19 protein-coding genes are annotated in these 24,345 nt (G+C 69.0%); 6 read left to right on the forward strand and 13 right to left on the reverse strand.

Translation table 11 applies throughout. The features are described 5' to 3' along the window. Positions 1 to 99 precede the first annotated feature (99 nt). Positions 100 to 2,022, reverse strand: a complete 1,923-nt coding sequence (locus ASD28_RS13740; RefSeq protein WP_056128622.1) for an aminotransferase class V-fold PLP-dependent enzyme — start codon at positions 2,020 to 2,022, stop codon at positions 100 to 102. A gap of 152 nt (positions 2,023 to 2,174) precedes the next feature. On the opposite strand from ASD28_RS13740, the gene ASD28_RS13745 reads away from it, so the two are divergent. From ASD28_RS13745 to ASD28_RS13755, 3 genes are all read left to right on the forward strand, one after another. Next, positions 2,175 to 2,660, forward strand: coding sequence for an Lrp/AsnC family transcriptional regulator (locus ASD28_RS13745; RefSeq protein ID WP_056128727.1), 486 nt, complete (start codon positions 2,175 to 2,177; stop codon positions 2,658 to 2,660). A gap of 63 nt (positions 2,661 to 2,723) precedes the next feature. After that, positions 2,724 to 3,857, forward strand: a complete 1,134-nt coding sequence (locus ASD28_RS13750) for a branched-chain amino acid ABC transporter substrate-binding protein (RefSeq protein WP_056128625.1) — start codon at positions 2,724 to 2,726, stop codon at positions 3,855 to 3,857. Positions 3,858 to 3,935: 78 nt separating this feature from the next. Continuing rightward, positions 3,936 to 5,744 carry a DUF885 family protein gene (locus tag ASD28_RS13755; protein WP_056128628.1) on the forward strand — a complete coding sequence of 603 codons (1,809 nt, stop codon included), beginning with the start codon at positions 3,936 to 3,938 and terminating at the stop codon, positions 5,742 to 5,744. Here ASD28_RS13755 and ASD28_RS13760 read toward each other — a convergent pair whose 3' ends face one another. The 8 genes from ASD28_RS13760 to ASD28_RS13795 form a co-directional block, all read right to left on the reverse strand. Beyond that, positions 5,745 to 7,076, reverse strand: a complete 1,332-nt coding sequence (locus ASD28_RS13760; protein WP_056128631.1) for an ATP-binding protein — start codon at positions 7,074 to 7,076, stop codon at positions 5,745 to 5,747. After that, the gene (locus tag ASD28_RS13765) at positions 7,073 to 7,741 is read right to left on the reverse strand and encodes a response regulator transcription factor (RefSeq protein WP_056128634.1); all 669 of its coding nucleotides are present in this window, start codon (positions 7,739 to 7,741) and stop codon (positions 7,073 to 7,075) included. Before ASD28_RS13765 ends, ASD28_RS13760 begins: the two co-directional genes overlap by 4 nt. Positions 7,742 to 7,765: 24 nt before the next feature. Next, positions 7,766 to 8,428, reverse strand: coding sequence for a cytochrome b/b6 domain-containing protein (locus tag ASD28_RS13770; protein ID WP_056128636.1), 663 nt, complete (start codon positions 8,426 to 8,428; stop codon positions 7,766 to 7,768). 77 nt (positions 8,429 to 8,505) lie between these two features. Then, positions 8,506 to 10,176, reverse strand: coding sequence for a PQQ-dependent sugar dehydrogenase (locus ASD28_RS13775; protein ID WP_056128638.1), 1,671 nt, complete (start codon positions 10,174 to 10,176; stop codon positions 8,506 to 8,508). A gap of 19 nt (positions 10,177 to 10,195) precedes the next feature. After that, positions 10,196 to 11,884 (reverse strand): M14 family zinc carboxypeptidase, encoded by a 1,689-nt coding sequence (locus ASD28_RS13780; protein ID WP_056128641.1) that lies wholly within the window; start codon positions 11,882 to 11,884, stop codon positions 10,196 to 10,198. Between the two features lie 60 nt (positions 11,885 to 11,944). Then, positions 11,945 to 13,528 (reverse strand): ATP-binding protein, encoded by a 1,584-nt coding sequence (locus ASD28_RS13785; protein ID WP_082577329.1) that lies wholly within the window; start codon positions 13,526 to 13,528, stop codon positions 11,945 to 11,947. Beyond that, positions 13,525 to 14,484 carry a hypothetical protein gene (locus ASD28_RS13790; RefSeq protein WP_156650897.1) on the reverse strand — a complete coding sequence of 320 codons (960 nt, stop codon included), beginning with the start codon at positions 14,482 to 14,484 and terminating at the stop codon, positions 13,525 to 13,527. Before ASD28_RS13790 ends, ASD28_RS13785 begins: the two co-directional genes overlap by 4 nt. A gap of 44 nt (positions 14,485 to 14,528) precedes the next feature. After that, complete coding sequence (locus ASD28_RS13795) at positions 14,529 to 15,179, reverse strand: response regulator transcription factor (RefSeq protein WP_229412145.1); 651 nt, start codon at positions 15,177 to 15,179, stop codon at positions 14,529 to 14,531. A gap of 260 nt (positions 15,180 to 15,439) precedes the next feature. Here ASD28_RS13795 and ASD28_RS13800 point away from each other — a divergent pair, with 260 nt between their 5' ends. Further along, entirely contained in the window at positions 15,440 to 16,105 is a 666-nt protein-coding gene (locus tag ASD28_RS13800; RefSeq protein ID WP_056128644.1) for an energy transducer TonB, read from the forward strand. A gap of 27 nt (positions 16,106 to 16,132) precedes the next feature. Further along, the gene (locus ASD28_RS13805) at positions 16,133 to 18,409 is read left to right on the forward strand and encodes a M28 family peptidase (RefSeq protein WP_156650898.1); all 2,277 of its coding nucleotides are present in this window, start codon (positions 16,133 to 16,135) and stop codon (positions 18,407 to 18,409) included. Between the two features lie 339 nt (positions 18,410 to 18,748). On the opposite strand, the gene ASD28_RS13810 is transcribed toward ASD28_RS13805, so the two are convergent. From ASD28_RS13810 to ASD28_RS13820, 3 genes are all read right to left on the reverse strand, one after another. Continuing rightward, positions 18,749 to 19,753, reverse strand: coding sequence for a hypothetical protein (locus tag ASD28_RS13810; protein ID WP_056128650.1), 1,005 nt, complete (start codon positions 19,751 to 19,753; stop codon positions 18,749 to 18,751). Positions 19,754 to 19,805: 52 nt separating this feature from the next. Further along, positions 19,806 to 22,421 (reverse strand): ATP-binding protein, encoded by a 2,616-nt coding sequence (locus ASD28_RS13815; RefSeq protein WP_162252936.1) that lies wholly within the window; start codon positions 22,419 to 22,421, stop codon positions 19,806 to 19,808. A gap of 171 nt (positions 22,422 to 22,592) precedes the next feature. Then, positions 22,593 to 23,153: a TetR/AcrR family transcriptional regulator gene (locus ASD28_RS13820; RefSeq protein ID WP_056128656.1), complete on the reverse strand. Its 561-nt coding sequence runs from the start codon at positions 23,151 to 23,153 to the stop codon at positions 22,593 to 22,595. A 141-nt stretch (positions 23,154 to 23,294) separates the two neighbouring features. Between ASD28_RS13820 and ASD28_RS13825 the strand changes: the two genes are divergently transcribed. Next, positions 23,295 to 23,771 (forward strand): nuclear transport factor 2 family protein, encoded by a 477-nt coding sequence (locus tag ASD28_RS13825; protein WP_056128659.1) that lies wholly within the window; start codon positions 23,295 to 23,297, stop codon positions 23,769 to 23,771. Positions 23,772 to 23,774: 3 nt separating this feature from the next. Here ASD28_RS13825 and sodC read toward each other — a convergent pair whose 3' ends face one another. After that, positions 23,775 to 24,305 (reverse strand): superoxide dismutase family protein, encoded by a 531-nt coding sequence (gene sodC, locus ASD28_RS13830; protein ID WP_056128662.1) that lies wholly within the window; start codon positions 24,303 to 24,305, stop codon positions 23,775 to 23,777. Positions 24,306 to 24,345 lie beyond the last annotated feature (40 nt).

Raw genomic sequence — 24,345 nt, forward strand, 5'->3', positions numbered from 1 at the left:
GATGAAGCGTGAGACGAGGGCGCACGGCTGCCGCCATGCTAAGCAATCAGGTGCCGGGGAACTGTGCGTTAGCGAACGCTCATTGACGATCGGTATGTTTTACGCCAGCGCGAGCCCGCCCACGAGGGTCCACGCCTGCACATGCCCCGCGCGGCGCAGGCAAAGGGCGGCCTTCGCGCTACGGTTCCCACTGCGGCAGACGAACACGATCGGCCGGGCCGGATCGGACAGCCATGCCGGCAGGTGCTCGGCAAGGCGCGACAGCGGCACGTGGTGCGCCGCGCGGCCGTGCAAGGTGATTGCGCCGGCCGCCGCTTCGCCCGTTTCGCGCACGTCGACGAGCAGCGCGTCCGCGTGGCGGCGCAGGAACACATCCAGCGCGTCGGGATGTAGCTGGCCCGGCGCGCCGGCATCGCGCAGCGCATTCACCGTCGCCCAGGCCAGGCCGTCGACATCGGTGCCGTGGCAGATCACGGCGCCGTCATGCGCGATCTGCGCCAGGCGGGTCGCATCGATGGTGCCGAAGACCTGGCGCACGGCCGTGCGCGGCAAGCGGCCGTCTTGCGCCTCGCCCAGCAGCCAGCCGTCCGGCAGGCGGGCCAGCACGGCGCCGCCGATGGGCATGCAGGGCGCATGGCTGCCGTCGTCCAGCGCGACGGTGGCGCGCTCCGCCGCGTCGAAGTCGGCCAGGCGCAGGCCCGCGTCGCGCGCCAGCGCGGCGATGCGTTCGACCTGTCCGGGCGGCGGATCGAGCGCGACGCAGGTTTCACCATCGAACACGATCCAGCCATGCCGCCCGTCGCCGCTGACCTGCATCACGCCGGGATGCCCACCGCTCAGCGGCGACGTGCGCAACGCCTCGCCGCAGCGGCGGATGCGCGCGCAGGCGGCGTCGACGAAGGCGTTGTCCGCGAGCGGCCCGATCGACAGGCGCACGGCGCCGCCGCTGCGCCACAGGGGCAGTCCCATCGCATCGAGGACGTAGCTGGGCGCGGCCTTGGCGGCGGAACAGGCCGAGCCCGCGCTGACGCGCAGGCCGGCCGCGTCGAACAGGTCGAGCAGGTCCTTGCTGGAGACGCCGGGCACGGCGACATTCAGCGTGGTCGGCAGGGTGTGTTCGAACGGCGCGTTGAAGACGATGCCGGGAAACGCGTCGCGCAACGCGGCCGCGAGCCGGTCGCGCATGGCCGCCAGCTCGGCGTGTGTGTGGAACGTCGTGCCCTCTTCCAGTGCGGCCAGCACGGCGCCGAGCGCAGCGATGCCGGCCATGTTTTCCGTGCCGGAGCGCTGGCCGCCTTCCTGGCCGCCGCCGATCATCAGCGGCGTGTAGGGCGCGCCGTCGCGCACGTACAGGATGCCGATGCCTTTCGGCGCGTGCAGCTTGTGACCGGAGAACGGCGCGTAATCGATGCGCGTGTTCGCGAGATCCAGCGGCAGCTTGCCCAGCGCCTGCACGCAGTCGACCATCCAGCAGGCTTTCGATCCGCTCGCGCGCAGCACGCGCGCGATGCCGTCCAGGTCCGAGATGGCGCCCGTCTCGTTGTTGGCCGCCATCGTGCAGACCATGGCCGCGCGCGGCGCCAGGTCGCGCAGCACGTCCAGGCGGTGGCGTCCTGCTGCGTCGACGGGCAGCGGCTGCAAGGTGAGCCCCGTGCCGAGCAGGCGGTTCCAGTGCGCGAGGCTTTCCGACACGGCCTTGTGTTCGGTGGCGCCGTAGACCAGCAGGTCGCCGCAGTCTTCCCCGGCCGCGCGGCGCTCGCGCACGGCGACGAGCGCCGACAGCACGGCGGTCTGGATGCCTTCCGTGGCACCGCTCGTGAACAGCACGCGTCCCGGCCCGGCACCGAGCACGCGGCGGGCGCGCGCACGGGTCGTGTCGAGGATGCGTTTGGCGCGCAGGCCGGTGGCGTGGCTGCTGCTCGGATTGCCGAACGAGGCCTCCATCGCCTCGACCGCGGCGGCGATTGCGGAAGGCAGGACCGGCGAAGTGGCGTTTGCGTCGAGGTAGAGGTCGGGGGCCATAAAATAATTGCTAAAAGTCCAAAAATAAATGCGCCAGCAGCGCGATTGTTGAGTAATATGTTACGGTTAGGTGCCGAAAATGACGTACTAAAGAATCTTTGATTTTTCCTGCGCTGAAGAACGAACATTCTAGAGACCGTGCGATGGACAAGATGAATTCACTCGACAAATACGACTGCGCGATCCTGGCCGCCCTGCAGGCCGACGCCACGCTGTCGATTTCCGGCCTGAGCGAAAAGGTCGGGCTCTCCAGCACCCCCTGCTGGAAACGCGTCAAACGCCTGGAGGAAGAGGGATACATCGAGAGCCGGGTCAGCATCGTCAACCGGCACAAGGTCGGCCTGCCCGTGACGGTATTCGTCAGCGTGCGCACCAACGAGCACGACGAAAAATGGCTGGAGCGCTTCGCCTCCGCCGTCATCGCGCTGCCGGAAGTCCTGGAATTCCACCGCATGAGCGGCGACGTCGACTACCTGCTCAAGGTCGTCACGACCGACATCGACGGCTACGACCGTTTCTACAAAAAGCTGATCCGCACCGCGCAGCTGTCCGGCGTCTCCTCCGCGTTCTCGATGGAGCAGATCAAGTGCACCACCGCGCTGCCGCTGGAACTGATCACGCACGGGCTGCCCGCCTGAAGTTTGCTCATCGCGCCGATCATGCGATGATGGCGGCCGTTGAATAACAACGGAGACAACGGAATGGCATCAACCATCAAGACCCTGGCGCTGGCGGCGATCCTGCTCGCGACCGGGACCACCGCGCTCGCCCAGGACCAGGTCGTGCGCATCGGCGTGAGCGGCCCGCTGTCGGGTTCCAACGCCTTCGCCGGCAAGGACGACGAGAACGGCGTGCGCCTCGCGGTCGAGGAACTCAACGCGCAAAAGCTCAAGGTGGGCGGCAAGACGCTGAAATTCGAACTGCTGTCGGAAGACGACCAGGGCGACCCGAAAGCCGGCGTGAGCGTGGCGCAGAAGTTCGCCGACGCCGGCGTCAAGTTCGTGCTCGGCCCGTACAACTCGGGCGTGGCGATCCCCGCCTCGCGCGTCTACAACGATGCCGGCATCCTGATGTCGACCGTGGGCACGAGCCCCAAGATCACGCAGGCGCGCTACCCGAACGTGTTCCGCATCGTCGCCAGCGATGCCCAGGTGGGCGCATCGATGGCGTCGTACGCCGCCAGGGAACTCAAGATCAAGACGGTGGGCGTGATCGACGACCGCACCGCGTTCGGCCAGGGCATCGCCGACGAATTCGCGAAGCAGGCGCGCGCCTCGGGCGTGACCGTCGTCGGCCGCGAATTCACCAACGACAAGGCGAGCGATTTCTCCGCCATCCTGACCGCGTTCCGCGCGAAGAAAGTGGACGCCATCTTCTTCGGCGGCTATGCGCCGCAGGGCGCCCCGATGGCGCGCCAGATGAAGCAGCTGGGCATGGCGAACGTGCGCCTGCTGGGCGGCGACACGCTGTGCAGCCCCGAGATGGCCAAGCTGGGCGGCGATGCCGTCGGCGAGAACGTGATGTGCGCGCAGGCCGGCGCGACGCTCGACAAGCAGGCCAACGGCCCCGCGTTCAAGGCGCGATACAAACAGCGCTACCAGCGCGACCCGGACGTGTACGCGCCCGCGTTCTACGACCAGACGATGTTCATCGCCCGCGCCATGCAGGCCGCGAACACGACGGACGCCGCGGCCGTCGGCAAGCAGCTGCACACGATGAGCTACCAGGGCGTGGCCGGCACGTACGGCTACGATGCGAGCGGCAACCTGAAGAAGACGGCCGTCACGGTCTACACGTTCAAGGGCGGGCAACTGGCGCCGCTGGCCAATTATTAAAGATCGCCCGTAAAGACTGGGCCTCGGGCGGTGCCGGGAGTATCCTTGGCGCCGCTTCCTTTACATCGTTCAAACATCATGAAACAGACCCTTACCCTGGGCACCCTCGCCGCCGCCTGCCTCATCGCCTGCGCGCCGGCCCTCGCCGCCGACACCGCGGCCAAGCCCACGGCCGGCGCCACGAACGCCAGCGCCGCATCGAAACAGCTGAACAAACTGGCCGACGACTACTGGGACGCCGAAGCGCGCTTCGATCCCGTCGCCGCCGGCGAAAGCGGCGACAACCGCTTCCCCGACCAGATCGGCATGACAATCGCACCGAAGAACATCGCCCACCAGTACGCGTTGTACAAGGGCTACCTGAAACGCCTGCACGCGATCCCGCGCGACGGCTTGTCCCAGCGCGACCAGACGAGCTACGACATCCTCGACTACGAGCTCAAGACCGCGCTGCGCTTCGAGCCGTTCCCCGAGTACCTGCTGCCGCTGGACCAGATGGACGCGCTGCCGATCACGCTCGCGAACTACAGCAGCGGCCAGCAGGCGCAGTCGCTGGTCACCGTGAAGGATTACCAGGCCTACCTGAGCCGCCTGAACCAGCTCGGTCCGTGGATCGACCAGGCCATCGCCAACATGCGCGAAGGGATGAAGCGCGGGATCGTGCAGCCGAAGGCGATCATGGAATCCGCCCTGCCCCAGTTCAAGCAGCTGGTCGCCGCCAAGGCCGAGGACAGCATCTATTACTCGCCCGTGAAGAACTTCCCGGCCGCGTTTTCGGATGCCGACAGGAAGAAGCTGACGGCCGCGTATCGCAGCACCATAGCCGGCAAGCTGAATCCCGCATTGAAGCGCCTGGCCGACTTCATCGAGCACGACTACCTGCCGGCCTGCCGCACGAGCACGGGCTGGAGCGCGCTGCCGCAGGGGATGGACTGGTATCTCGCGCGCGTCGCGAGCCAGACGACGACCGACCTGCAGCCGGAACAGATCCACCAGATCGGCTTGCGGGAAGTCGCGCGCATCCAGGGCGAGTTCGCGCGCATCGGTCCGAAGATGGGCTACGACGGCCCGCCGGCCGGCCTGCCGGTGTGGGTGTCGGAGCAGGCGAAGTACAAGCCGTTCAAGACCGAGGGCGAGATCATCGACGTCTACCGCCACCTGAACACGGTGCTGCAGGCGAAGCTGCCGGCGCTGTTCTCGCTGCGGCCGAAGACGCCGCTCGACCTGCGCCTGGAACCGGAACTGTCGCGCGCGACCGCGTCCGACCACTACACGCCGCCGGCCGTGGACGGCTCGCGTCCGGGCGTGTTCTGGTCCGTCGTGAACGACCCGAAGCAGTACGGCAGCACGGGCATGGTCACGCTGTTCCTGCACGAGGGCCAGCCGGGTCACCACTTCCACATCGCGCTGATGCAGGAACTGGGCCTGCCGAACTTCCGCAAGTTCGGCGGCAACAACGCGTTCACGGAAGGCTGGGCGCTGTACGCCGAGACGCTGGGCAAGGAGATGGGCCTGTTCGACAAGCCCGAGGATTACTTCGGCCACCTGAACGACGAGATGCTGCGCGCCGTGCGCCTCGTCGTCGACACGGGCATGCACGCGAAGGGCTGGACGCGCGAGCAGTCGATCCAGTACATGCGCGAGACGCTGGGCTACACGGAAGCGGACGCGCGCAATGCGACGGAACGCTACATGGCGTGGCCGGCGCAGGCACTGGGCTACAAGATCGGCGCGCTGAAGATCCAGGAACTGCGCGCCCGCGCGGAAAAGGAACTCGGCCCGAAATTCAGCCTGCCGAAGTTCCACGAGATCGTGCTGGGCGAAGGCACGCTGCCGCTGGCGCTGCTGGAAAAGAAGGTCGATCGCTGGATCGCCGAGAGCAAGTAATCACCCGAACGTGACGGCGACGGCCAATCCGCCCAGCCGTTCCGAGCGCCGCACCGCGACCCGTGCGCCATGCACGGCCGCGATGCGGCGCACGATCGACCATCCGAGTCCGCTGCCGGCCGCGCCGTTGCCGGCTACGCGATAAAACCGTTCGCCGAGCCGCGCCAGGTCGGCGTCGGCCAGGCCCGCGCCGCCATCCTCGACGTCGAGCACGACCTCATCCCCTTCCCGATGCAGATACACGCCGATGGCGGCCCCCGGCGGCGCATAACGCACCGCGTTGTCGACCAGGTTGCGGACCAGGACCGCCAGCAGCAGCGCATTCCCGCGCACGACGTACGTCCCCTGCGCATCCAGCTCGAGCCGCTGCGCCTTCGCCAGCGCGGCCGGCGCCAGCTCGGCCATCACGCCGCGCGTGACGCCCCCCAGTTCGACGCCGGCCATCTCGGGCGCCTGCGCGGACTCGACGCGGGCCAGCGTCAGCAGCTGGTCGATCAGGCGCGCCGCGCGGTCGCAGCCGGCGAGCAGCCCGTCCAGCGCGTGCGCGCGGGTCGCATCGTCCGTCGCGGCCTGCGCCACCTGCGCCTGCATGCGGATGGCCGCGACCGGCGTGCGCAACTCGTGCGCCGCGTCCGCCGTGAAGCGCCGCTCGTTCGCCAGCAGGTCGGCGATGCGTCCGAGCAGACCGTTGAGCGACGCGGCGAGCGGCAGCATTTCCGCGCTCATGCCATCGAGCGCGACGGGGTCCAGCGCGTCCGGACGGCGCGCCGCCAGCGTGCGTCCCATCCGGCGCAGCGGCGCGAGGCCGCGCCGCACGGTCCACCACGTCGCGAGCCCCAGCACGGGCAGCGCGAGCGCGAGCGGCCACGACACGCCGCGCAGCACCGCGGCCAGGATCTCGCCGCGCGCATCGAGCCGCTCGCCGACATACACCTGGCGCCGGCGCGCGGGATCATAGGCGGCGAACACGCGCCAGCGCGCGCCCGGCGCATCGACGAACGCGAAGCCGTCGCGCCGCGCGGCGGGACCGAACGGCAGCGCGGGCGCGTTGGCGGAACGCAGGACGAGGCGGCCATCGCGCCACACCTGGAAGGCGACGCGCGGCGCATAGCGATGGAGGATCGGCGCGTCGGGCGCCGCGACGTCCTCGTCGGCATCCGCGTCCTGCACGAGCAGCAGCGATGCCGACTGCGCGAGGTGCGCGTCGAGCAGTTCGTCCAGTTCGTGGCGCGTGTCGGACAGGGTCAGCGCGAGCGTCGCGGCCCACAGCGCCGCGAGCACGCCGAACATCAGCCCGAGCAGGCGGACCTGCAGCGAGGGGCCGCGACTCATGGCGCAGCGGGATCGCGCAGCACGTAGCCGACGCCGCGGACCGTCTGGATCAACGCGCTCCCCAGCTTGCGCCGCAGGTTGTGGACGTGCACCTCGACGGCGTTGCTCTCCACTTCCTGGCCCCAGCTGTACAGGTGCTGTTCCAGCTGTTCGCGCGTCAGCACGCGGTTGGTATTCAGCATCAGCGCATGCAGCAGGTCGAATTCGCGCGTCGACAGCGTCACCGTCGTGCCGTCCTTGCGCACGGTGCGGGCGGCGGGATCGAGTTCGACGTCGCCCGCGCGCAGGCGGTCGCGCGGCTGGCCATGCGCGCGCCGCACGAGGGCGCGCAGGCGCGCGGCCAGTTCGTGCAGGTCGACGGGCTTGACCACGTAGTCGTCGGCGCCGGCGTCGAGGCCGCGGATGCGGTCCGGCACGGCGTCGCGCGCGGTCAGCACGAGCACGGGCGTGGCCAGCCCGGCGGCGCGCACGGCCGCCAGCACGTCCATGCCGTCCCGGCGTGGCAGGCCCAGGTCGAGCACGGCCGCCGCGTAGTCCTGCGCGCGCAGTTCGCGCTCGGCCGCATCGCCGCTCTGCACCCAGTCGACCTGGAAGCCGAGCTGGCGCAGCCCGGCGCGCAGGCCGTCGCCGAGCAGGGGATCGTCTTCCGCGAGAAGGATGTGCATGCGCTCATTCTCCCACGCGGCGGGTCAGTCGTCACCGTCTTCGCCATGGGCCTCGGCCACCGCGACGGCGCCCAGGCCAGCGGCCGGATGGCTCAGCTGCCAGCCCCAGAACCCGAGCACGGCCGCCAGCAGCACGATGCCGATACCGCGCCGGGGCGTGGCGATGCCGTCGGCGGGCGCACCGCGCTTGCGGCCGCTGAACATGGCCGCGACGAGGTTCTCGCGATGCAGCCAGCCCGACACGACGACCGCCGCCACGTGCAGCCCGACGAGGCCCAGCATCAGGTTCGCCAGCACTTCGTGCAGATCTTCGTACGCGTCGCCCAGCGTGTACGTCGCCAGGCCGGCGGCGGCGGCCGTCACGGCCAGCGCCAGCAGGGCCACGATCGCAAGGCCGCCGGCGGGATTGTGGCCGAGGTAGTGCTGCGGCTGGCCGCGTACGAGGCCGCCGAGATAGCGCATGGCGGCGCGCGGCCCGCGCACGAAATCGCCGAAGCGGGCGTGGCGCGTGCCGACGAGGCCCCACGCGACGCGCAGGACGGCCAGCGCCAGCACGGTGCAGCCGAGTGTCACGTGCACCAGCATCCAGCGCTCGTGGCCGGCCGTCAGCCAGGCGCCGGCAAAGCTGGCCGCCAGCAGCCAGTGGAATATGCGGACCGGCAGGTCCCACACAAGAACGTTTTTCATGCTTGCCTCCTGATCGATGGGCCGGACATCTCCCGACCCTCATCATCGGCAAGCCTGCTTAAGGTTTTCTTATCGCCTCATTTGGAGGGCACGATCCGCCACACGACGCCGCCGCCGTCGTCCACGACGAGCAGCGCGCCATCCGCCGCCACCGTCACGGCCGCCGGACGGCCCCACACGTCGCGGTCGGACAGCACCATGCCGGTCATGAAGTCCTGGTACTGGCCCGTCGGGGCGCCGTTCTTCATCATCACGCGCACGACCTTGTAGCCGGTGCGGATGCCGCGGTTCCACGAGCCGTGCAGCGCCAGGAAGATGTCGCCGTCGTACTCTTTCGGGAACGCGTGCTTCGCGCCCGCAGGGGCGTGGTACACGGTCATGCCCAGCGGCGCGGAGTGCGCCTGGATCAGCGTGTCGGGCACGGTGATCTTGTCCTTCAGGTCCGGACGGACGCCCTTCAGGCGCGGGTCTTCGTGCGTGCCCAGGTAGTACCACGGCCAGCCGTAGAAGCCGCCGCGCTTCACGCGCGTGACGTAGTCCGGCGGCAGGTTGTCGCCCAGTTCGTCGCGCTCGTTGACGCTGCAATACAGGTCGCCCGTGTCCGGATGCACGAACATGCCGACGCAGTTGCGCAGGCCGTTCGCGTAGTTGCGGCGGTTCTTGCCGTCCGGGTCGAACGCGAGCACGGTGGCGCGGTCGGTCTCCTGGTTCCACGCGCCGCCCAGGCCGTGCGCGGCTTCCCATTGCGCGAGCGGCTGCGGCGGCGTGGCGCCGATGCCTTCGCCGACGTTGGTGGCCGAGCCGACCGACACGAACAGGGTTTTACCGTCCTGCGAGAACGCGAGCGAGCGCGTGATGTGGTTGCCCAGGCCGTCGACGATCTTCTCGACGATGGTTTCGGGCTTGCCCTTCGCCTTCAGGTCGCCCGCGGCATACGGGAAGCGCACGACGGAATTCGCGTTGGCCACGTACAGGTATGTCGGATTCGCGGCCGGCCACAGCGCGAGGCCGTAAGGGCGCGACAGGTCCGTTGCGAACACGCTGTCCGTGCCCGCCTTGGCGCCGTCGGCCGACAGGCGCAGGATGCGGACTTCGCCCTTGCCCGAATCGGCCAGGATGATGTCGCCGTTCGGCGCGCGCAGCGCGTAGCGCGCCTTGCCCGTGTCGGCCAGCACGCTGACCTTGAAGCCTTGCGGCACGGCCGGCAGCGCGCCGTCCGGACGCTTCGCGAGCTTGGGCCCATTGCCCGCGCTCTCGCTGGCAAACGGTGCGACGAGCTGGTCGACCGTGATGTGATGCAGGTCGCCCGGCTTGTCGTCGGTCCAGGCACCGGCGCGCGCGCCCGCCGCGGCGGCGGTTTTCGGGGCGGCCGATTTGCCGCTTTGCGCCGCCAGGTAATCGATCACCGCGCCGCGCGCCTTCGCATCCGCGATCCCGATCGGCATCGCGGTCCCCGGCACACCCCTGGTCGGGTCGCGCAGGAAGACGTCGAGCTCCGCGCGCGTCCACGTCTTGCCGGCCGCGCCGGCCTTCGACAGCGCATCCGTGTAGTTGTAGCCCGGTGCCGAACCGGCCTTGCGGCCCACGACGTTGAACAGCGGCGGTCCCGCGCGCGAACCCATGGCGGCATCGGCCGTGTGGCAGCTGGCGCAGTTCTGTTCGAAATAGGTCTGGCCCGCGGATGGTGCGGCCGACACACCCGATGCGGCACCCAGCAGCGCCAGCGTGGCGGCGATCTTGTAGTTCATTTTTTCTCCCCCAGGTAAATCAGTCGATCATGAAGACCGGATAACGGCGCCACTCAGGCTCGCGCCAGCGCGCGCAGTTGGCGAAGATGAAGTCGAGCACCGCGCCCTGGTCCTTCAGCAGGTCCGGATTGGCGGCCTTCCACGCGCCGAACTTCGCGGCCAGTTCCGGCTCGGCCGCCAGCAGGCGCTCGGCCTCGTCCTCGAACACGTAGTCCGAATAGGCTTCCTTCTTTTCCAGCACGCTGTTGAAGAAGCCCCAGCGGAAGAAGCTGTCGTGGGCCTGCGGCTCCAGCGTCTCGACGGCGTAGCGGGCCTGGTCCTGGTCGAGTGGGACGAGGTAGTCGCCGGCGCGGATGACGACCGTCTCGCGCACGCGCTCCAGCTGCACGTCGTCGTGGAACATATGGCCTTCGTACGCGTGCGGCCGCGTCGTCAGGGCCGCGATGCGGTACACGGAGACTTCCTGCGTGCGCTCGGCGTCCACGCGCTCCAGCCTGACGCCGTTCCAGCGCAGGCGCTCGATCGCTTCGCGCCATTGTTGCGGCACGACGTACGCCGTCGGTGCCGGCACGACGACGTCGGCCGGGAAGCGGTTGTAGTGCGCGATGTCGCGCTCGAACGGCTCGTTGCGGTCGTAGTACAGGCGCTGGTAGTCGCCCAGCACGCTGGCCTTGTACTTCGCCGCATAACCCTTGAAGCGGAACGTGGACGGATTCGCCTCGTCCATCGCCCAGTGCACGGGCCATTCGCGGCGCGTGCGGCCGGCCGCGCGGGCCGCGCGGCGCATCTGCACGATCCTGTCGCCGTGGGCGACGGTGAAGTCCAGCGCCGTCTCGACGAGCGCGCGCATCGAGTGATAGCGGTCGGCGAACGGTTTCAGCATGTGCGTCTCGGGCATGAAGCCGATCGTGTCGTGCAGCGCCGCATAGCCCGTCGAGAAGCGCGCCGTCTCGAGGAAGTCGGCGATCCCGTCATCCGGGCTGTCCTTGAGAGGGTTCACGTACGGGCACGTGGGCCAGCCGCGCCTGTCCATCTCCGCGTACAGCGCGGGCAGCATCTCGTCGCGCAGGAAGACGCCGAGGTCGCCGCCCAGCTTGTCGGCCTGGGTCGGGATCAAGGTCATCGTGTAGCTGTAGTCGGCGCCGTTGGACGTGTGCGTATCGACCATCACGTCCGGATCCCATTCCGTGAACAGTTTATTGAACGTCTGTGCCGTCAGGGTGTCGCACTTGACGAAGTCGCGGTTCAGGTCGAGGTGGCGGCTGTTGCCGCGAAAGCCGAACGACTCCGGGCCGTCCTGGTTCACGCGCGACGTATCGGCGCGATTGAACGCGCCGTCCACGTTGTACAGCGGGACGAACAGGAACACGGTCCTGCCCAGCGCCGCGAGGCGGTCCGGCTGCTGGCACAGGTCGCGCACGAGCGCCATGCACGCATCGACGCCTTCCGGTTCGCCCGGATGGATGCCGTTGTTGTTGAAGAAGACGGGGCGGCCCGCGGCCTTGATCTGCGCGCGGTCGAACACGCCGTCGGCCGAGATCACGCCGGCGTGGATCGGTACGCCCGCGTCGGAGGTCCCGACCACGGAAAAGCGCAGCACCTGGGGGTATTGGTGCGCGAGGTTGTCGTACCAGGCGATGCAATCGGACCAGGTCGTGGTCTGATTCTGGTTGCCCTTCTCGAAAGGCGTCTGCAATGCGTTGAGCATGGTGGTGGTTTGCTAGCGAATGGTAGATCGAGGTCGCTACTCTACCCCAGAAGACTGCTTTCAGGCAGTCGCCACGTCGCTGAGCGGGAGGGTGATGGCGACGAGGGTGCCCTCGCCTGGGCGCGACTGCACGTGGATGCTGCCGCCGAGGGCGAACACGCGCTCGCGCATGCCGATGATGCCGATGCCTTCCGACGCGACGGCCGGATCGAAGCCTTCGCCGTCGTCCTGCACTTCGATGTGCAGCGCGCCGTCCTCGTCGGACAGGGCGAGACTCACGCGCGCGAAGCCGGCCTGCGAGTGCTTCATGATGTTCGACAGCGCTTCCTGCACGATGCGGTAGGCGGAGATGGCGAGTTCGTTGCCGATCTTCGAGAAATCGCCCTGGGATTCGAATTCGAAGTGCACGCCGGAGCTGCTGCGGTAGTGGCTGACCATCTCCTCGACGGCGCCGTGCAGGCCCAGCATGTCCAGCACTTCCGGACGCAGGCGGCGCACGAGCCGGCGGCCGTTCGCGTACAGGTCCAGCGCCAGCTTGGTGATGGCCTGCGCCTTGGCGCGGATCTGGTCGATCTCGTCGCCCGGCGTGACCTTGGCCGCGAGCTGCTGGATCGTCTGCGATTCCAGGCGCACGGCGATCAGGGACGCGTTCAACTCGTCGTGGATCTCGACGGCGATGCTCTTGCGTTCTTCCTCGATGATGCTGTTGACCTTCTGGATCAGCTTGCGCTTGTCGGCGTCGGCGCGCAGCGCCTCGTTGCGCGACGCGAGCAGGTCGCGCGTGCGCTCGGCCACCTTGTTTTCCAGGTCCTGCTTGGACTGGTCCAGCGCCACCGACATCTCGCCGATCGACGCCTGCAGTTCGCCCACCTCGCCGCCCGTCGTGACGGGCAGCTGCACGCGGTAGTTGCCGCCGCGGATGCGCCGCAGCACGGAGATCGCCTCGCGCAGCGGGACCGTGAGGCTGCGCGCGAGGATGTACGCGAGCGCGCCGCTCGCGGCCAGCGCCAGCGCGGCCATCGCCAGCTCGACGCGGAAGCGGTGCAGCTGCTTGGCCAGCATGTTCGTGGGCGACATCGTGACGCGCACGAGGCCCACGACTTCCGTCGTCAAAGTCGGCGGGCGGGTGTCGCTGGAGGCCGACACGTGCGGCGTGCCGTTGTCCGAGAACAGGTTGATCCAGACGACCTGCTTGCGGATCGGCGCCTCGAACGAGCGGCCCTCCGCCTCGATCGGGTGTTCGGACAGGGCGAACACCGTGTTCTGGCCGTTCATGTCGACGACGTCGATGCGGTACACGCTGCTGTCCGACTGCACGAGGCCGTTGATCGTCAGGCGCAGGTCGGACAGGTTGCCCGAGATGACGTTGTATTCGCTGGTCTCCGCGAGCGCGCGCGCGAGGATGCGGCCGCGTTCCGCCAGTTCCTCGTCGACCTGGGCGCGGTGCGCGTACCACGAATACCAGACGAAGGACGTGAACAGCAGGGTCACGGGCAGCATGGTGATGAAGGCCATGCGCAGGCCGATGCTCCAGCCGCGCCAGAACTGCAGCGCGCCGGGGCGCAGCTTCGCGGGTCGCAAGGTGGCGGAGCGCAGCTTGGCGGCGCGCAGCGAGGCGTCACGGAGGGCGGCGGGGCGTTTCATGGCTGGCGTGCCGGCGCGGGCCGGGCAAAGTTGCGCACGTTGTCGGGCACCTCGACGTCGAGCGAGCGCGCGACGCCCTCGTTGACGATGGTGTGGAAATAGCGCGGGAACTGGGGGGGCGGCAGTTCGCCGCCGGCCACGTAGCTGGCCACGATCTCGGCCACCTGGGCGTTGATGTCCTCGACCTCGGAATACGTCGTCGCCAGCGCGCCCGCCTTGACCATGTCGGCCGAAAAACCGATCACGCCCTGCTTCTTGCGGTAGGCCGAGAGCAGGATGTTGCGGAAGTTTTCCGTGTTGTAGACGGCGCTGTCGGGCAGCGCCAGCAGCACGTCGGTCTGCGCGATCTGGCCCAGCAGGCGGTTGATGCCCTCGTCCGAATCGCCCTCCAGCACGTTCACGTGTTCGCCCTCCAGCAGCGGCTTGAGGAAGGCGGTGTCCGGACCGAGGATGGCGGCCACGCGCACGGGACGCCGGTACAGCAGGGCCACGAGGCGCAGCTGGTCGACCGGCGCCGGTTCCGCGTACACGGCCGTGAACGTTGCTGCGCGCGCGGGCGGCAGCGTGCCGAGGATGGAGCGCACGACCTGGCTCGACGTGAACGTGGAGACGACGACGCAGTCGCAGCGGCGTTGCGCCACCTCGCGCAGCGCGGCCGGACCGACGGTCACGTACAGCATGCGCCGGTGCTGGGCCAGTTCGGTGCGGAACACGGCGAACACGGGCACGAGCCGGCGCGTGATGTCGTCCACGATGCGGCGCGTGATGGCGCTGTCGTCCGTCGTGACGACCTGGAAGCGGTAGCCCTGCACGGGTTCCGGCTTGATGTCGCGGGTGGAGAACGCGTGCGCGGACGTCGTCAACATCAGGGCGGCCAGCGCCACATTGGGTCCCTGCCTGCGCGGGGACGACGTGCCGACGCAGGCACCGTCGTTCCCGCGCAGGCGGGAACCCAAGTTTGCAAACCGGAGCACGGACGACAACACGGCAACGAAACGGGTCAGGGCTCGATCAAGCCATGCTTGACGGCGAGCTTGGTGATGTACGCCTGCCGGTGCACGCCGAGCTTCTCCTTCACGGACTGGCTGATGTTGCTGATGGTCTTGGTCGACAGGTTGAGGCGCTCGGCGATCTCCATATTGGTCAGGCCCTCGGCCATCAATTTGAAGATCTCCAGGCTGCGCTCGTCCAGCTGCGACTGCGGCGAGACGTCGCCGCGCACGGCCAGGCTGGCCAGGCGCTCCGCGATCTGCGGCAGGAAATACAGCTTGCCCGCGTGCGCGTGGCGTACGGCGTCGGCCAGGTCGGCCGGGTCGCAATCCTTGGTCACGAAGGCGTGCGCGCCCAGGCGGTAGGTTTCCTTGATCAGGCTGTCCTGGTCGAACTGGCTGAGGAACACGATCTTGGCCTTCGGGTCGGTCCGGAGGATGTTCTGCGCCGCGTCCATCCCCGTCAGCTCGGTACCGAAGCGGATGTCGAGCACCGCCACGTCCGGCTTGAATTCCGCATACATCGCGGCCGCCTCGCTCGGGCTCTTGGCCTGGCCCACCACTTCCATTCCCTGCGCCGACAACGACATCGCGAACCCGGTCATCACGATCGGGTGGTCGTCCGCCAGCATCACGCGGATCGGCTTTTGCTCTTTCTGCACGTTCGATTCTCCAGGCTACTTCTGCTTTCAGGCGAAAGCACAGAGACGATTATTCCACACAACAGCACCGGGCGCGAGGCGGCATGCATCCATATTCCGACTTGTCAAGACGGCCACGGCAATAAAGTGGAAGGCCACATTGCCATTAAATCGCTTTACCTATTGCTATGAGATAGCATATATTGATTCCGTTCGATGGATTTTACGCTTCACTCCGTTTTACCTCCGGCAATGCCGGTACAACAACAAGGAGGATGGCCATGCAATTCACGAGTCTCCCGGGCGCCAACCGCCCCGATGCGAAAGCCGCGAAATTCGTCCTCGTCGCCGCCCTGCACGTGGCACTCGGCGCCGTGTTCATCCACAGCATCAACACGAAGAAGATTTCCCTGTCCAGCCTGCCGGAGCAGGTGCTCGTCATGATCGAGCCCGAACGCCCGACGCCGCCGCCGCCCGAGCCGCCGAAGCCCACGCAGCAACTGGCGCCGCCGGACGTCGTGGTGCCGAAGGTCGAGGTGGACGTCGCTCCGCCGCCGGTGCCGAACTCCATCCAGGCGACCACGGTAGCCGAGCCGTCGCCGTTCCCTGCCATGCCGTCCGACCCCGTGCCGGACGCGCCGGCCACGCCCAGCGCCAACCCGGGCCAGCTGCGCACGGCGGTGTTCGCGGACGCCAATGGCTGCGCCCTGCCCGACTATCCGGCCGCGGCCGCGCGCCGGGGCGACACCGGGACCACGACCCTGGCGCTGCTCGTGGGCGCCGACGGCCGCGTGAGCTCCTCGCGCATCGAACAGTCGAGCGGGTCGCGCGACCTCGATCGCGCCGCCATCAATGCCCTGACGCAGTGCACATTCAAGCCCGCCACGAACAACGGCGTCGCGGAAGCCGGCTGGGCGAAGCTGGCCTTCGTCTGGAAGCTCGACTAGTTGCTGGCGAACAAAGGGAAACGCACGATGCGTCACGTACCTCGACCGGCCGTGTGGGCGGCCTGCGGCCTGGCCTTCCTCCTCGCCTGGCTCATGCTGCAGCCGCGCGCGGCGCCGGTGCCGACCGGCCCGTTCGTCCCCGGATTCAGCGCGGCGCGTGCACAGGCGCACGTGCAAGTGCTCGCGCAGGCGCCGCGTCCGGCCGGCAGCGTCACGAACGCCCGCGCGCGCGCGTACCTGCTGGCGCGCATCCGCGCGCTCGGCCTCGAACCCGAGGTCCAGGTCGACACCGTGTCCGCGACATCGTGGGACTGGATGTCGCATGGGCAGAGCACGATGGCGACCGCGCGCAACATCGTCGTGCGCAAGCGGGGCGGTGCGCGCCATGGCGCCGTGCTGGCCATGGCCCACTACGATTCCGCCGCGCCGACGCCCGGCGCGGCCGACGGCGGCGCGTCCGCCGCCGCGCTGCTGGAAACCATGCGCGTCCTCCAGGCCGGGCCGCCGCTCGACAACGACCTGCTGTTCGTCTTCACGGACGCCGACACGGTACAGGCGATGGGTGCGCGCGCCTTCATGCAATCGCACCCGTGGGCGAAGCAGGTGCGCGTCGCCCTGCGCTTCGACAATGCCGGCAACCGCGGCCCGCTCGAATTGATCGACGCGGCGCACGCGGACGGCTTTGCGCTGGACGCCTGGGCGCGCGCGGCGCCGCAACCGCAAGGCTCGTCCTTCATGGCCGAGTTGTACGACCGCCTGCCGCAAAGCGCGGGCGCCGCGCCGCTGGCGACGGGCGCCTTTCCCGTGCTGCACTTCGCCACGACGCAGGGACCGCTGGGCCGGGAAGGCATGCACGACGTGCCGCAGCGCCTGTCCAGCGCGAGCCTGCAGCACGAGGGCGAGACGATGCTCGCGCTGCTGCGCCGCCTCGGCAACGCCAACCTGGCGCTGGTCTCTCCCCCGCACGGCCAGGTGTATTTCGCGCTGCCGCTCGCCGGCATGGTCCACTACGATGCCCGCCTGACCTGGCCGCTGGCGCTGCTCTGCTGCGCGCTGGGCGCCTGGGCCTGCCGCGCGGCCCTGCGCAACCGCATCTCCGCCACCGACATCGTCGACGCCATGTTCAGCGTCCTGTTCATCACGATCTGCGCCACATTCGCCGCGTACCTGTGCCGCGAGGCGCTGCCGGTGCTGCAGGCCCGCTATCCGGCCGCCGTCCTCGCCGACGACAGCGGCGTGCGCTGGCAGCTGGCGGCCTTCATGCTGGTGCCGGCCGCCGTCTTCATTGCGCTGCAGCGGCGCCTGCAGCAGCGGCTCGGCGTCGCGGCGACGGCGCTGGGCGTACTGCTCGCCGCCGACGTCGCACTCGTCGCGACCTGCGTACGCGCACCCGGCGCCAGCTACGTGCTGGCGTGGCCGCTGCTGGCCGGGCAAGCCGCATGGCTCGTACTCATGGGCGCACGCGCGTGGACGCCGGCCCGGCGCGCGGCCATCGCGGCCGCCGGCGCGCTGCCGGCCCTCGTCCTGCTGCTGCCGGCGGTGTGCGCGAGCTTCGCGTTCTTCACGCCGGCCTGGCTCGTGCTGCCCTCGAGCCTCGTGTGCCTGCTGGCGGGGCTGTGCGGCATGGCCCTCGATGCGCTCGCGCGGCGCTGGCTCGTGCGGCCGCTGCTGGCCGGCGCCGGCGTCGCGTTCGGCATGGCGTATGCGGCCGTGCCGCAGGTACCCGATCTGCCGGCGCCGAACCGGCTCGTGTACTACAAGGACACCCCGAGCTGGCAGGCGTTCTGGCTGCATCCGGCCGGGCCGCTCGATGCGTGGACGCGCCAGGTCTTCCCCAACACACTGCATCCGTATCCGCTGCCCTACCTGTTCGGGCCCGACGCGGATCCCGTGTGGTACGCGGCGGCGCAGAAGGACGACGGCATCGCCTGGCCCGGCCTCGTCATCGACAAGGACGAGCGCAGCCCCCGGCGGCGCCACGTGGAATTCACGCTGCGCTCGAAGAACCGCGCGCCCGACATCGTCGTGCGCGTGCAGGGCGCGTGCCCGTGGCGCACGAGCGTCAACGGCCGCGTGCTGACGGAGAAATCGTGCTTCAGCTGGCGTCTCGCCTTGCACGGCATGGGAGACGAGACGCTGCGCTTCGCGTTCGACTTCCAGGGCGATCCGCCGTTCCTCGTGTACATCCAGGAACGCATCCCCGGCCTGCCCGCGCGCGACCTGCCGCCCCGCCCCCCCGGCCTGCCGCCGCTGCTGCCGCTGTCGGGGACCACGGTGGCGGCCGACGTGCTGCGGTTCCCCTGAAGGGTGCCTGCTCTACGATGCGGATCCCGACAGCGGCTCCGCGGGCATGGCGCAGCAGGCGCAGGTTGGCCGATGCGCCGGCCATGCCTGCGTGGGAGAAGGATGACCAGTTCGGGAAAGTCAGGGAGACGGCGGGCCGCTGGCGCAGGGTTCCCCTCGCACGCCTTGGGGCATGCGTATCGCTGTTATTGTCGGACTGAGGGACCGCGCCGTCTCCCCTTCCCCGGTGAATGGTCGTTGAATTAGCGGGCAGGGACCGCGGCGCTTGCCGGGTCCCTGCTTCGAGCTTGACGCCATGATAGGAACATCGCCCGCGCCGTCCCAGCCCCACCCGTGGGGTCACATCCGCGAGACGGTGGGACGCAGCTGTTCCAGCAGGCCGGCCTCGGACGAGCAGCCGAATTTTTCGTAGACGGCCTTCACGCAATCGCGCAGCACGGCGTCGCTGACTTCCATGTTGGCGCGCGCCGATTCGCGGCCGCCGCCGACGCCCATCCAGAACGCCACCTCGGCCTGTTGCGGCGACAGCTCCACGGAGCCGATGGCGCGCCAGATGCGCAGCGGCAGCGGCACGACGAATTTCATGAAGATGCCGACCGTGCGGATGTAAGCCGGGTCCTCGGCATGCAGCGCGGCCGCGCCGCCGGCGCTCATCCACTGCGCGCGCGCCTCCAGCACGCCGCCGGCCATGGCGAGCGTCCCGAGCGGCAGCAGCCACGGATAGCGGTCGCCGTGCGCGACGGATTCCACGAGGCGCAGGCAGAAAGGGGGCAAGGTGCGGCGGTTGAAGGCCTGGCGCTCCTGCGCCGCCAGCTGGTCGAGCAGCGCGCCGGCCGAATCGCTCAGGTACAGGATCTGGCCGTCGACGGTGGCCAGCAGCATGGCCTCGTCCTCGACGACGCCGGCGCCGCCGGCCGCCAGTTCGGGCGCGTTGCGCAGCACGTGCTCGAAATACGTTGCCACGCGCTGCAGGTCTTCCTCGTCGTGGCGGTCGAACGCGGGGCCGTCGTGGCGCCACAAGGTGATCTCGCCCAGCCGGCGGCCGGCATTCATCAAGGGCACCTGCAGCGTGTGCAATGCGGGCGTGCCGTTCGCCGTGAAGCCGGCGTGGTCGCGGTACGCATAGCCGCTCGGCGGCGGCAGCACCGACACGTACGCGGGGTCGTTCCCGGCCAGCGGCGACGCCCCGGCCGGATCGACGCGCAGCGCCAGCTCGGCGCAGGAATTCGGCACGAGCTCGCGCACCAGGGTGAAGGCATCCTGGACCATCGTCATCAGGTCCAGTCCCGCGTAGCACAGGATGCGCAGGCGGGCCCATTGACGGCTGTTCTTTTTGCGGGACACGGTCGGCTGGCTGAAGTTGGGAGGCTAATACTGATCGTTATGACAATGGATGTCAACCTTCCATGGCCGGCTTCCTCTCCGCTGCCGCGGCCAGGATCTGCGCCAGCTTGCCGATTTCGACCGGCTTGACGAGGTGGTGGTCGAAGCCCGCCTGGCGTGACAGCTCGCGGTCGCGCTGCTGGCCGTATCCCGTCAGCGCGACGTAGACGGCGTGCGCGTGGCGCGTGTCGCGACGCAGGCGGCGCGCCAGTTCGTAGCCCGTCATGTCGGGCAGGCCGATGTCGAGGATGAAGACTTCGGTGGCGGAATCGGCATGCGCCAGCGTGCCGGCCGCGTCCTCGTGCACGTGCACCGTGTGGCCGTGCGCGCGCAGCAGCACCGCGAGCGACTGGCCGGCGTCGCCGTTGTCGTCGACGATGGTCACCGTGAGCGGCCGCGCCTCCCCGCTGCCCTCGCCCGACCGCACGACCTGCCCCACCTCGGCCTGCGCGAGCGGCAGGGTGACGGTCATGGTCGTGCCCTGCTGCAGCCCGGCGCTGTGCGCGGCCACCTGGCCGTTGTGCATGCGGACGATGCTCTTCACGAGCGCGAGGCCGATCCCGAGGCCGCCCTGCGAACGGTCCGGCGCGCGGTCGGCCTGCGTGAACAGGTCGAACACGTGCGGCAGCAGCTGCGCGTCGATGCCGGTGCCGTTGTCGCGCACCGCGGCCCGCGCCGCGCCGTCTTCGAGAGTCACGACGAGGGCGATGCGGCCGCCCGGCGGCGTGTACTTGGCCGAGTTGTTGAGCAGGTTGACGAGCACCTGGATCAGGCGCGTGCGGTCGCCTTCGACCGGTACCGGCGCATCCGGCAGCTCCACCGTGAGGCCATGCTGGCGCTCCTCGATGTGCGGGCGCGCCTGCTCCACGGCCGCCATCGCGACCTTGTTCAGATCGAGGATCTCGTTCTCCAGTTTCACCAGGCCGCGGGTGACGCGCGAGACGTCCAGCAGGTCGTCGACGAGCTCCGTCATGTGCCGCACCTGGCGCGAGATGATGTTGCTGGCTTTCAGGCGCAGCCCTTCGTTCACTTCGGGCAGGCGCAGGAGCTGGGCCGCGCTCGTGATCGGCGCCAGCGGATTGCGCAGTTCGTGCGCCAGCATGGCGAGGAACTCGTCCTTCATCTTGTTGTGGCGCTCGGCCTCGGCGCGCGCCGCGCGTTCGCTGGACAGCAGCTGCTCGCGCTCCTCGGCCGCGCGCTGGGCCATGTCGTACAGGCGCGCGTTGTCGATCGCGATCGCGGCCTGCACGGCGAAGGCGCCGATCAATTCTTCGCTGCGTTCGCTGAACATGGCGCGCTGCGAATGGCCGAAGAACAGGCCGCCGATCACCTCGCCCGAGCGCGACACGACGGACGCGGCGAGATAGCTCACGACAGGCAGGTGCCCCGCCGGCATGCCGTGGTGCGGCGCCGACTGGCCATAGCGCGGATCCTGGCGAATGTCGTCGCTGCGGATCGGCGCGCTGCCGTGGAACGTCGGCCCGAACACGGCGGTGGCGCGCGGCATGCCCAGGCGTTCGAACGCAACGCGCGGTGCGCCGGACAGCGCGTACAGCGAATAGACGTCGCCCTTGTCGTCCCTCGCGTTGTAGAAGAACGCGCCGAATTCCGCGCCGACGAGCTGCGTGGCGGCATCCGTGATGGCCTGCATCAGCGGCTCGAGGGCGATGGTCGACGCCAGCGTCTCGGTGGCGCTCTTCATCAGTTCCAGCACGCGCGTCTCTTCGCGCAGCGCCTCCTCGGCGCGGATGCGGCGCAGCGCTTCCCACATGCGGCGCGCGGCGTCTTCCAGCAGGCGGACCTCGTCCCCGATGCGGCCCGCGTCGAGCGGCGCATGCAGCGCCAGCACGGCCGCCAGGCGGTCGCCGTCCATCAGCGGCACCGCGATGCCCGCCTTGTCTCCGGCCGCGCCAGCCGTCGACCACGCGGTCTCGCCCTTGCACAGGCGTTCCGGCACGCCAAGCGCCAGCGCCTCCAGCGCCACGGTGCGGCCGGACTGCGGCGTGCGCGTACCGCCGTCCCACTGTTCCAGGATCACGGCCGCATCCGCACCCGGCCTGGTCTCCGCGTAGGTCACGGTGGCATCGTCGACGTACGCGCCGACCTGGCGCAGCGCGGCCCGCAGCAGCGGACCGGACGACGTCTCGCGGCGCAGGATGTCGGCCAACTCGAGCTGGAAGGCGCGGCGGCGTTCGGCCAGCACCGTCTCCGTCGTCTCGACGAAGGTCACCAGCACGCCCTTGGGGCCCCCGTCGTCGCCGCAGACGGGGCTGTACGAATAGGCGAAGTGGCAGGTCTCGAAATAGCCGTAGCGGTTGATCGTCAGGGCAAGGTCGCTCGAACCGACCGGCTCGCCCTGCAGCACGCCCGCCCACATCGGGCCGATGACCGGCCAGATCTCCGGCCACGTCGCACGGACGTCGCCGCCCAGCGCCCCGTCCTTCTTGGCGCCGAGGATCGGCACGTAGGCATCGTTGAAGAATTGCGTGTACGCGTCGCCCCAGGCGAGGTACATCGGCAGCTGGCAATCGAGCAGCGTGCGGACGGCGAGTTTCAGGCTGAAGGGCCAGTGCGCGACGGGACCGACGGGCGTCGTCTCCCACGCGTGGCGCCGCATCTGCAATTCCATGTCGCCCGGCTTGCGGGCGGATGTGTCATCCAGGGATGCAGGATCGAACGGCCAGGGCATATCGTGGATAGTCAGAGGCAAGCCGGAGCGGCTCAGCTAGCCATCATAGCAGGCGGCGTGAGCCCGACGTGTGCATATATTGAAATGTTGTAACAAAAAGATGGGAAAATGTTACGCGCCCCGTTCGATCCGTGCGAGCAGGCGCCGGCCCGCGTCGACGATCCCGGGGCCTGGATCCATCTGCGCCCGCACGATCATGCCTTCCACGCACAGCAGCGCCTCTTCCGCCACCTGGTCCGGCGCCGCCAGTCCCAGCCGTGCAGCCACGCCGCCGAGATAGCGCTCCAGTTCGCGTTTGTGGCGCACGGCCTGCCCGCGGTGGCGGGGATCGTCCGTCGCGCCCGTCTCCGCGACGGCATTGATGAAGGCGCAGCCGCGGAAGTCGCCCTGCGCGAACCACTCGCCCAGCGCGTCGGCCACGGCAGCCAGCCCTTCCCCGCGCGCGAGCCTGGCGTCGACGGCGGCCGTGAACCACGACGTCCAGTGCTCGTGGCGCCAGTCGAGGAACGCGGCGATCAAATCGTCTTTCGACGGGAAATGGCGGTACAGCGACATCTTCGCCACGCCGGATTCCGCGACGATCCGGTCGATGCCGGTGGCGCGGAAACCGTCGCGGTAGAACAGGCGTTTTGCCGTATCGAGGATGCGGTCGCGGGCGGAAGGCTGGGCCATGGTCGTCAGGTCGGGTCGGAGTGCGGGACTCCATTATATGATACAGACCTGTCTACATCAACTAGCTGGATGGATGGGCCGCTTCGGGCGCGTTTCGCTTACGATACAGACCTGTCTACCTCACCACTACAAGGAGCCTGCATGTCCACGATCGAACCCCGTCCACCACTCCCACCGTTCACGCGTGAAACCGCCATCGAGAAAGTCCGCCTGGCGGAAGACGGTTGGAACAGCCGCAACCCGGAAAAAATCGCACTGGCCTACACGCCAGACAGCTATTGGCGCAACCGCGCGGAATTCGTCACCGGCCGCGAGCAGATCGTCCCGTTCCTGGACCGCAAATGGAAGAAGGAACTGGACTATCGCCTGATCAAGGAATTGTGGGCCTTCGAAGGGAACCGCATCGCCGTGCGCTACGCCTACGAATGGCACGACGATTCCGGCAACTGGTTCCGCACGTTCGGCAACGAGAACTGGGAATTCGACGAGAACGGCCTCATGCAGCGGCGCTATGCCTGCCTGAACGACATGCCGATCCAGGCGTCCGAGCGCAAGTTTCACTGGCCGCTGGGTCGGCGGCCGGATGATCACCCCGGCTTGTCTGAGCTGGGGCTGTAAGTCTTACTGGATGACGCCGCAGGCGATGCGGTCGCCCCCGCCGCCCAGCGGCTTCGGCTGGTCCGAGAAATTGTCGCCGCCGGCGTGGATCATCAGCGCCTTGCCCTTCACTTCGGACAGCTTGGTCAGGCGCGGCGCCGTCACGGCCGTGCTGGCCCCGCCATTGTTCCCGACGACGAGTGGCGGCAGGTCGCCCAGGTGGCCGTCGCCGGACGGGCCGGCATGGTGCTTGGCGCCGGTCGGATCGAAGTGACCGCCGGCCGCGCCGGCCGGCACCTTCTTGCCATCCTTTTCGGTCGTGCCGCAGCTGGCCATCTCATGCACGTGGTAGCCGTGGGATCCCGGCGGCAGATTGGTCAGGTTCGGCGTGAACACGAGACCGCTCTTCGATTCGGTGATCGTCACGGCGCCGATCGGTTTGCCGGTGCCGTCCGGGCCCACGAGCGTCATCGACGCTTGCAGCTGGTCGGCGGCGTGGGCGCCGGCGGCTGCGGACAGTGCGCATGCGAGCGCGATGAGCGATTTGATGGTCATACCGTCTCCTTTCAGGTTGGGAATGTGTCGCGGGAATAGT

It is taken from the genome of Massilia sp. Root133 (assembly GCF_001426525.1).
GTDB classification, from domain to species: Bacteria; Pseudomonadota; Gammaproteobacteria; order Burkholderiales; family Burkholderiaceae_D; genus Telluria; species Telluria orientalis.

Bases quoted from the DNA above. Each gene is read 5' to 3' on its own strand.
- ASD28_RS13740 (WP_056128622.1), bottom strand. From the start codon at position 2,022: ATGGCCCCCGACCTCTACCTCGACGCAAACGCCACTTCGCCGGTCCTG.
- ASD28_RS13745 (WP_056128727.1), top strand. From the start codon at position 2,175: ATGAATTCACTCGACAAATACGACTGCGCGATCCTGGCCGCCCTGCAG.
- ASD28_RS13750 (WP_056128625.1), top strand. From the start codon at position 2,724: ATGGCATCAACCATCAAGACCCTGGCGCTGGCGGCGATCCTGCTCGCG.
- ASD28_RS13755 (WP_056128628.1), top strand. From the start codon at position 3,936: ATGAAACAGACCCTTACCCTGGGCACCCTCGCCGCCGCCTGCCTCATC.
- ASD28_RS13760 (WP_056128631.1), bottom strand. From the start codon at position 7,076: ATGAGTCGCGGCCCCTCGCTGCAGGTCCGCCTGCTCGGGCTGATGTTC.
- ASD28_RS13765 (WP_056128634.1), bottom strand. From the start codon at position 7,741: ATGCACATCCTTCTCGCGGAAGACGATCCCCTGCTCGGCGACGGCCTG.
- ASD28_RS13770 (WP_056128636.1), bottom strand. From the start codon at position 8,428: ATGAAAAACGTTCTTGTGTGGGACCTGCCGGTCCGCATATTCCACTGG.
- ASD28_RS13775 (WP_056128638.1), bottom strand. From the start codon at position 10,176: ATGAACTACAAGATCGCCGCCACGCTGGCGCTGCTGGGTGCCGCATCG.
- ASD28_RS13780 (WP_056128641.1), bottom strand. From the start codon at position 11,884: ATGCTCAACGCATTGCAGACGCCTTTCGAGAAGGGCAACCAGAATCAG.
- ASD28_RS13785 (WP_082577329.1), bottom strand. From the start codon at position 13,528: ATGAAACGCCCCGCCGCCCTCCGTGACGCCTCGCTGCGCGCCGCCAAG.
- ASD28_RS13800 (WP_056128644.1), top strand. From the start codon at position 15,440: ATGCAATTCACGAGTCTCCCGGGCGCCAACCGCCCCGATGCGAAAGCC.
- ASD28_RS13805 (WP_156650898.1), top strand. From the start codon at position 16,133: ATGCGTCACGTACCTCGACCGGCCGTGTGGGCGGCCTGCGGCCTGGCC.
- ASD28_RS13815 (WP_162252936.1), bottom strand. From the start codon at position 22,421: ATGGAATTGCAGATGCGGCGCCACGCGTGGGAGACGACGCCCGTCGGT.
- ASD28_RS13820 (WP_056128656.1), bottom strand. From the start codon at position 23,153: ATGGCCCAGCCTTCCGCCCGCGACCGCATCCTCGATACGGCAAAACGC.
- ASD28_RS13825 (WP_056128659.1), top strand. From the start codon at position 23,295: ATGTCCACGATCGAACCCCGTCCACCACTCCCACCGTTCACGCGTGAA.
- sodC (WP_056128662.1), bottom strand. From the start codon at position 24,305: ATGACCATCAAATCGCTCATCGCGCTCGCATGCGCACTGTCCGCAGCC.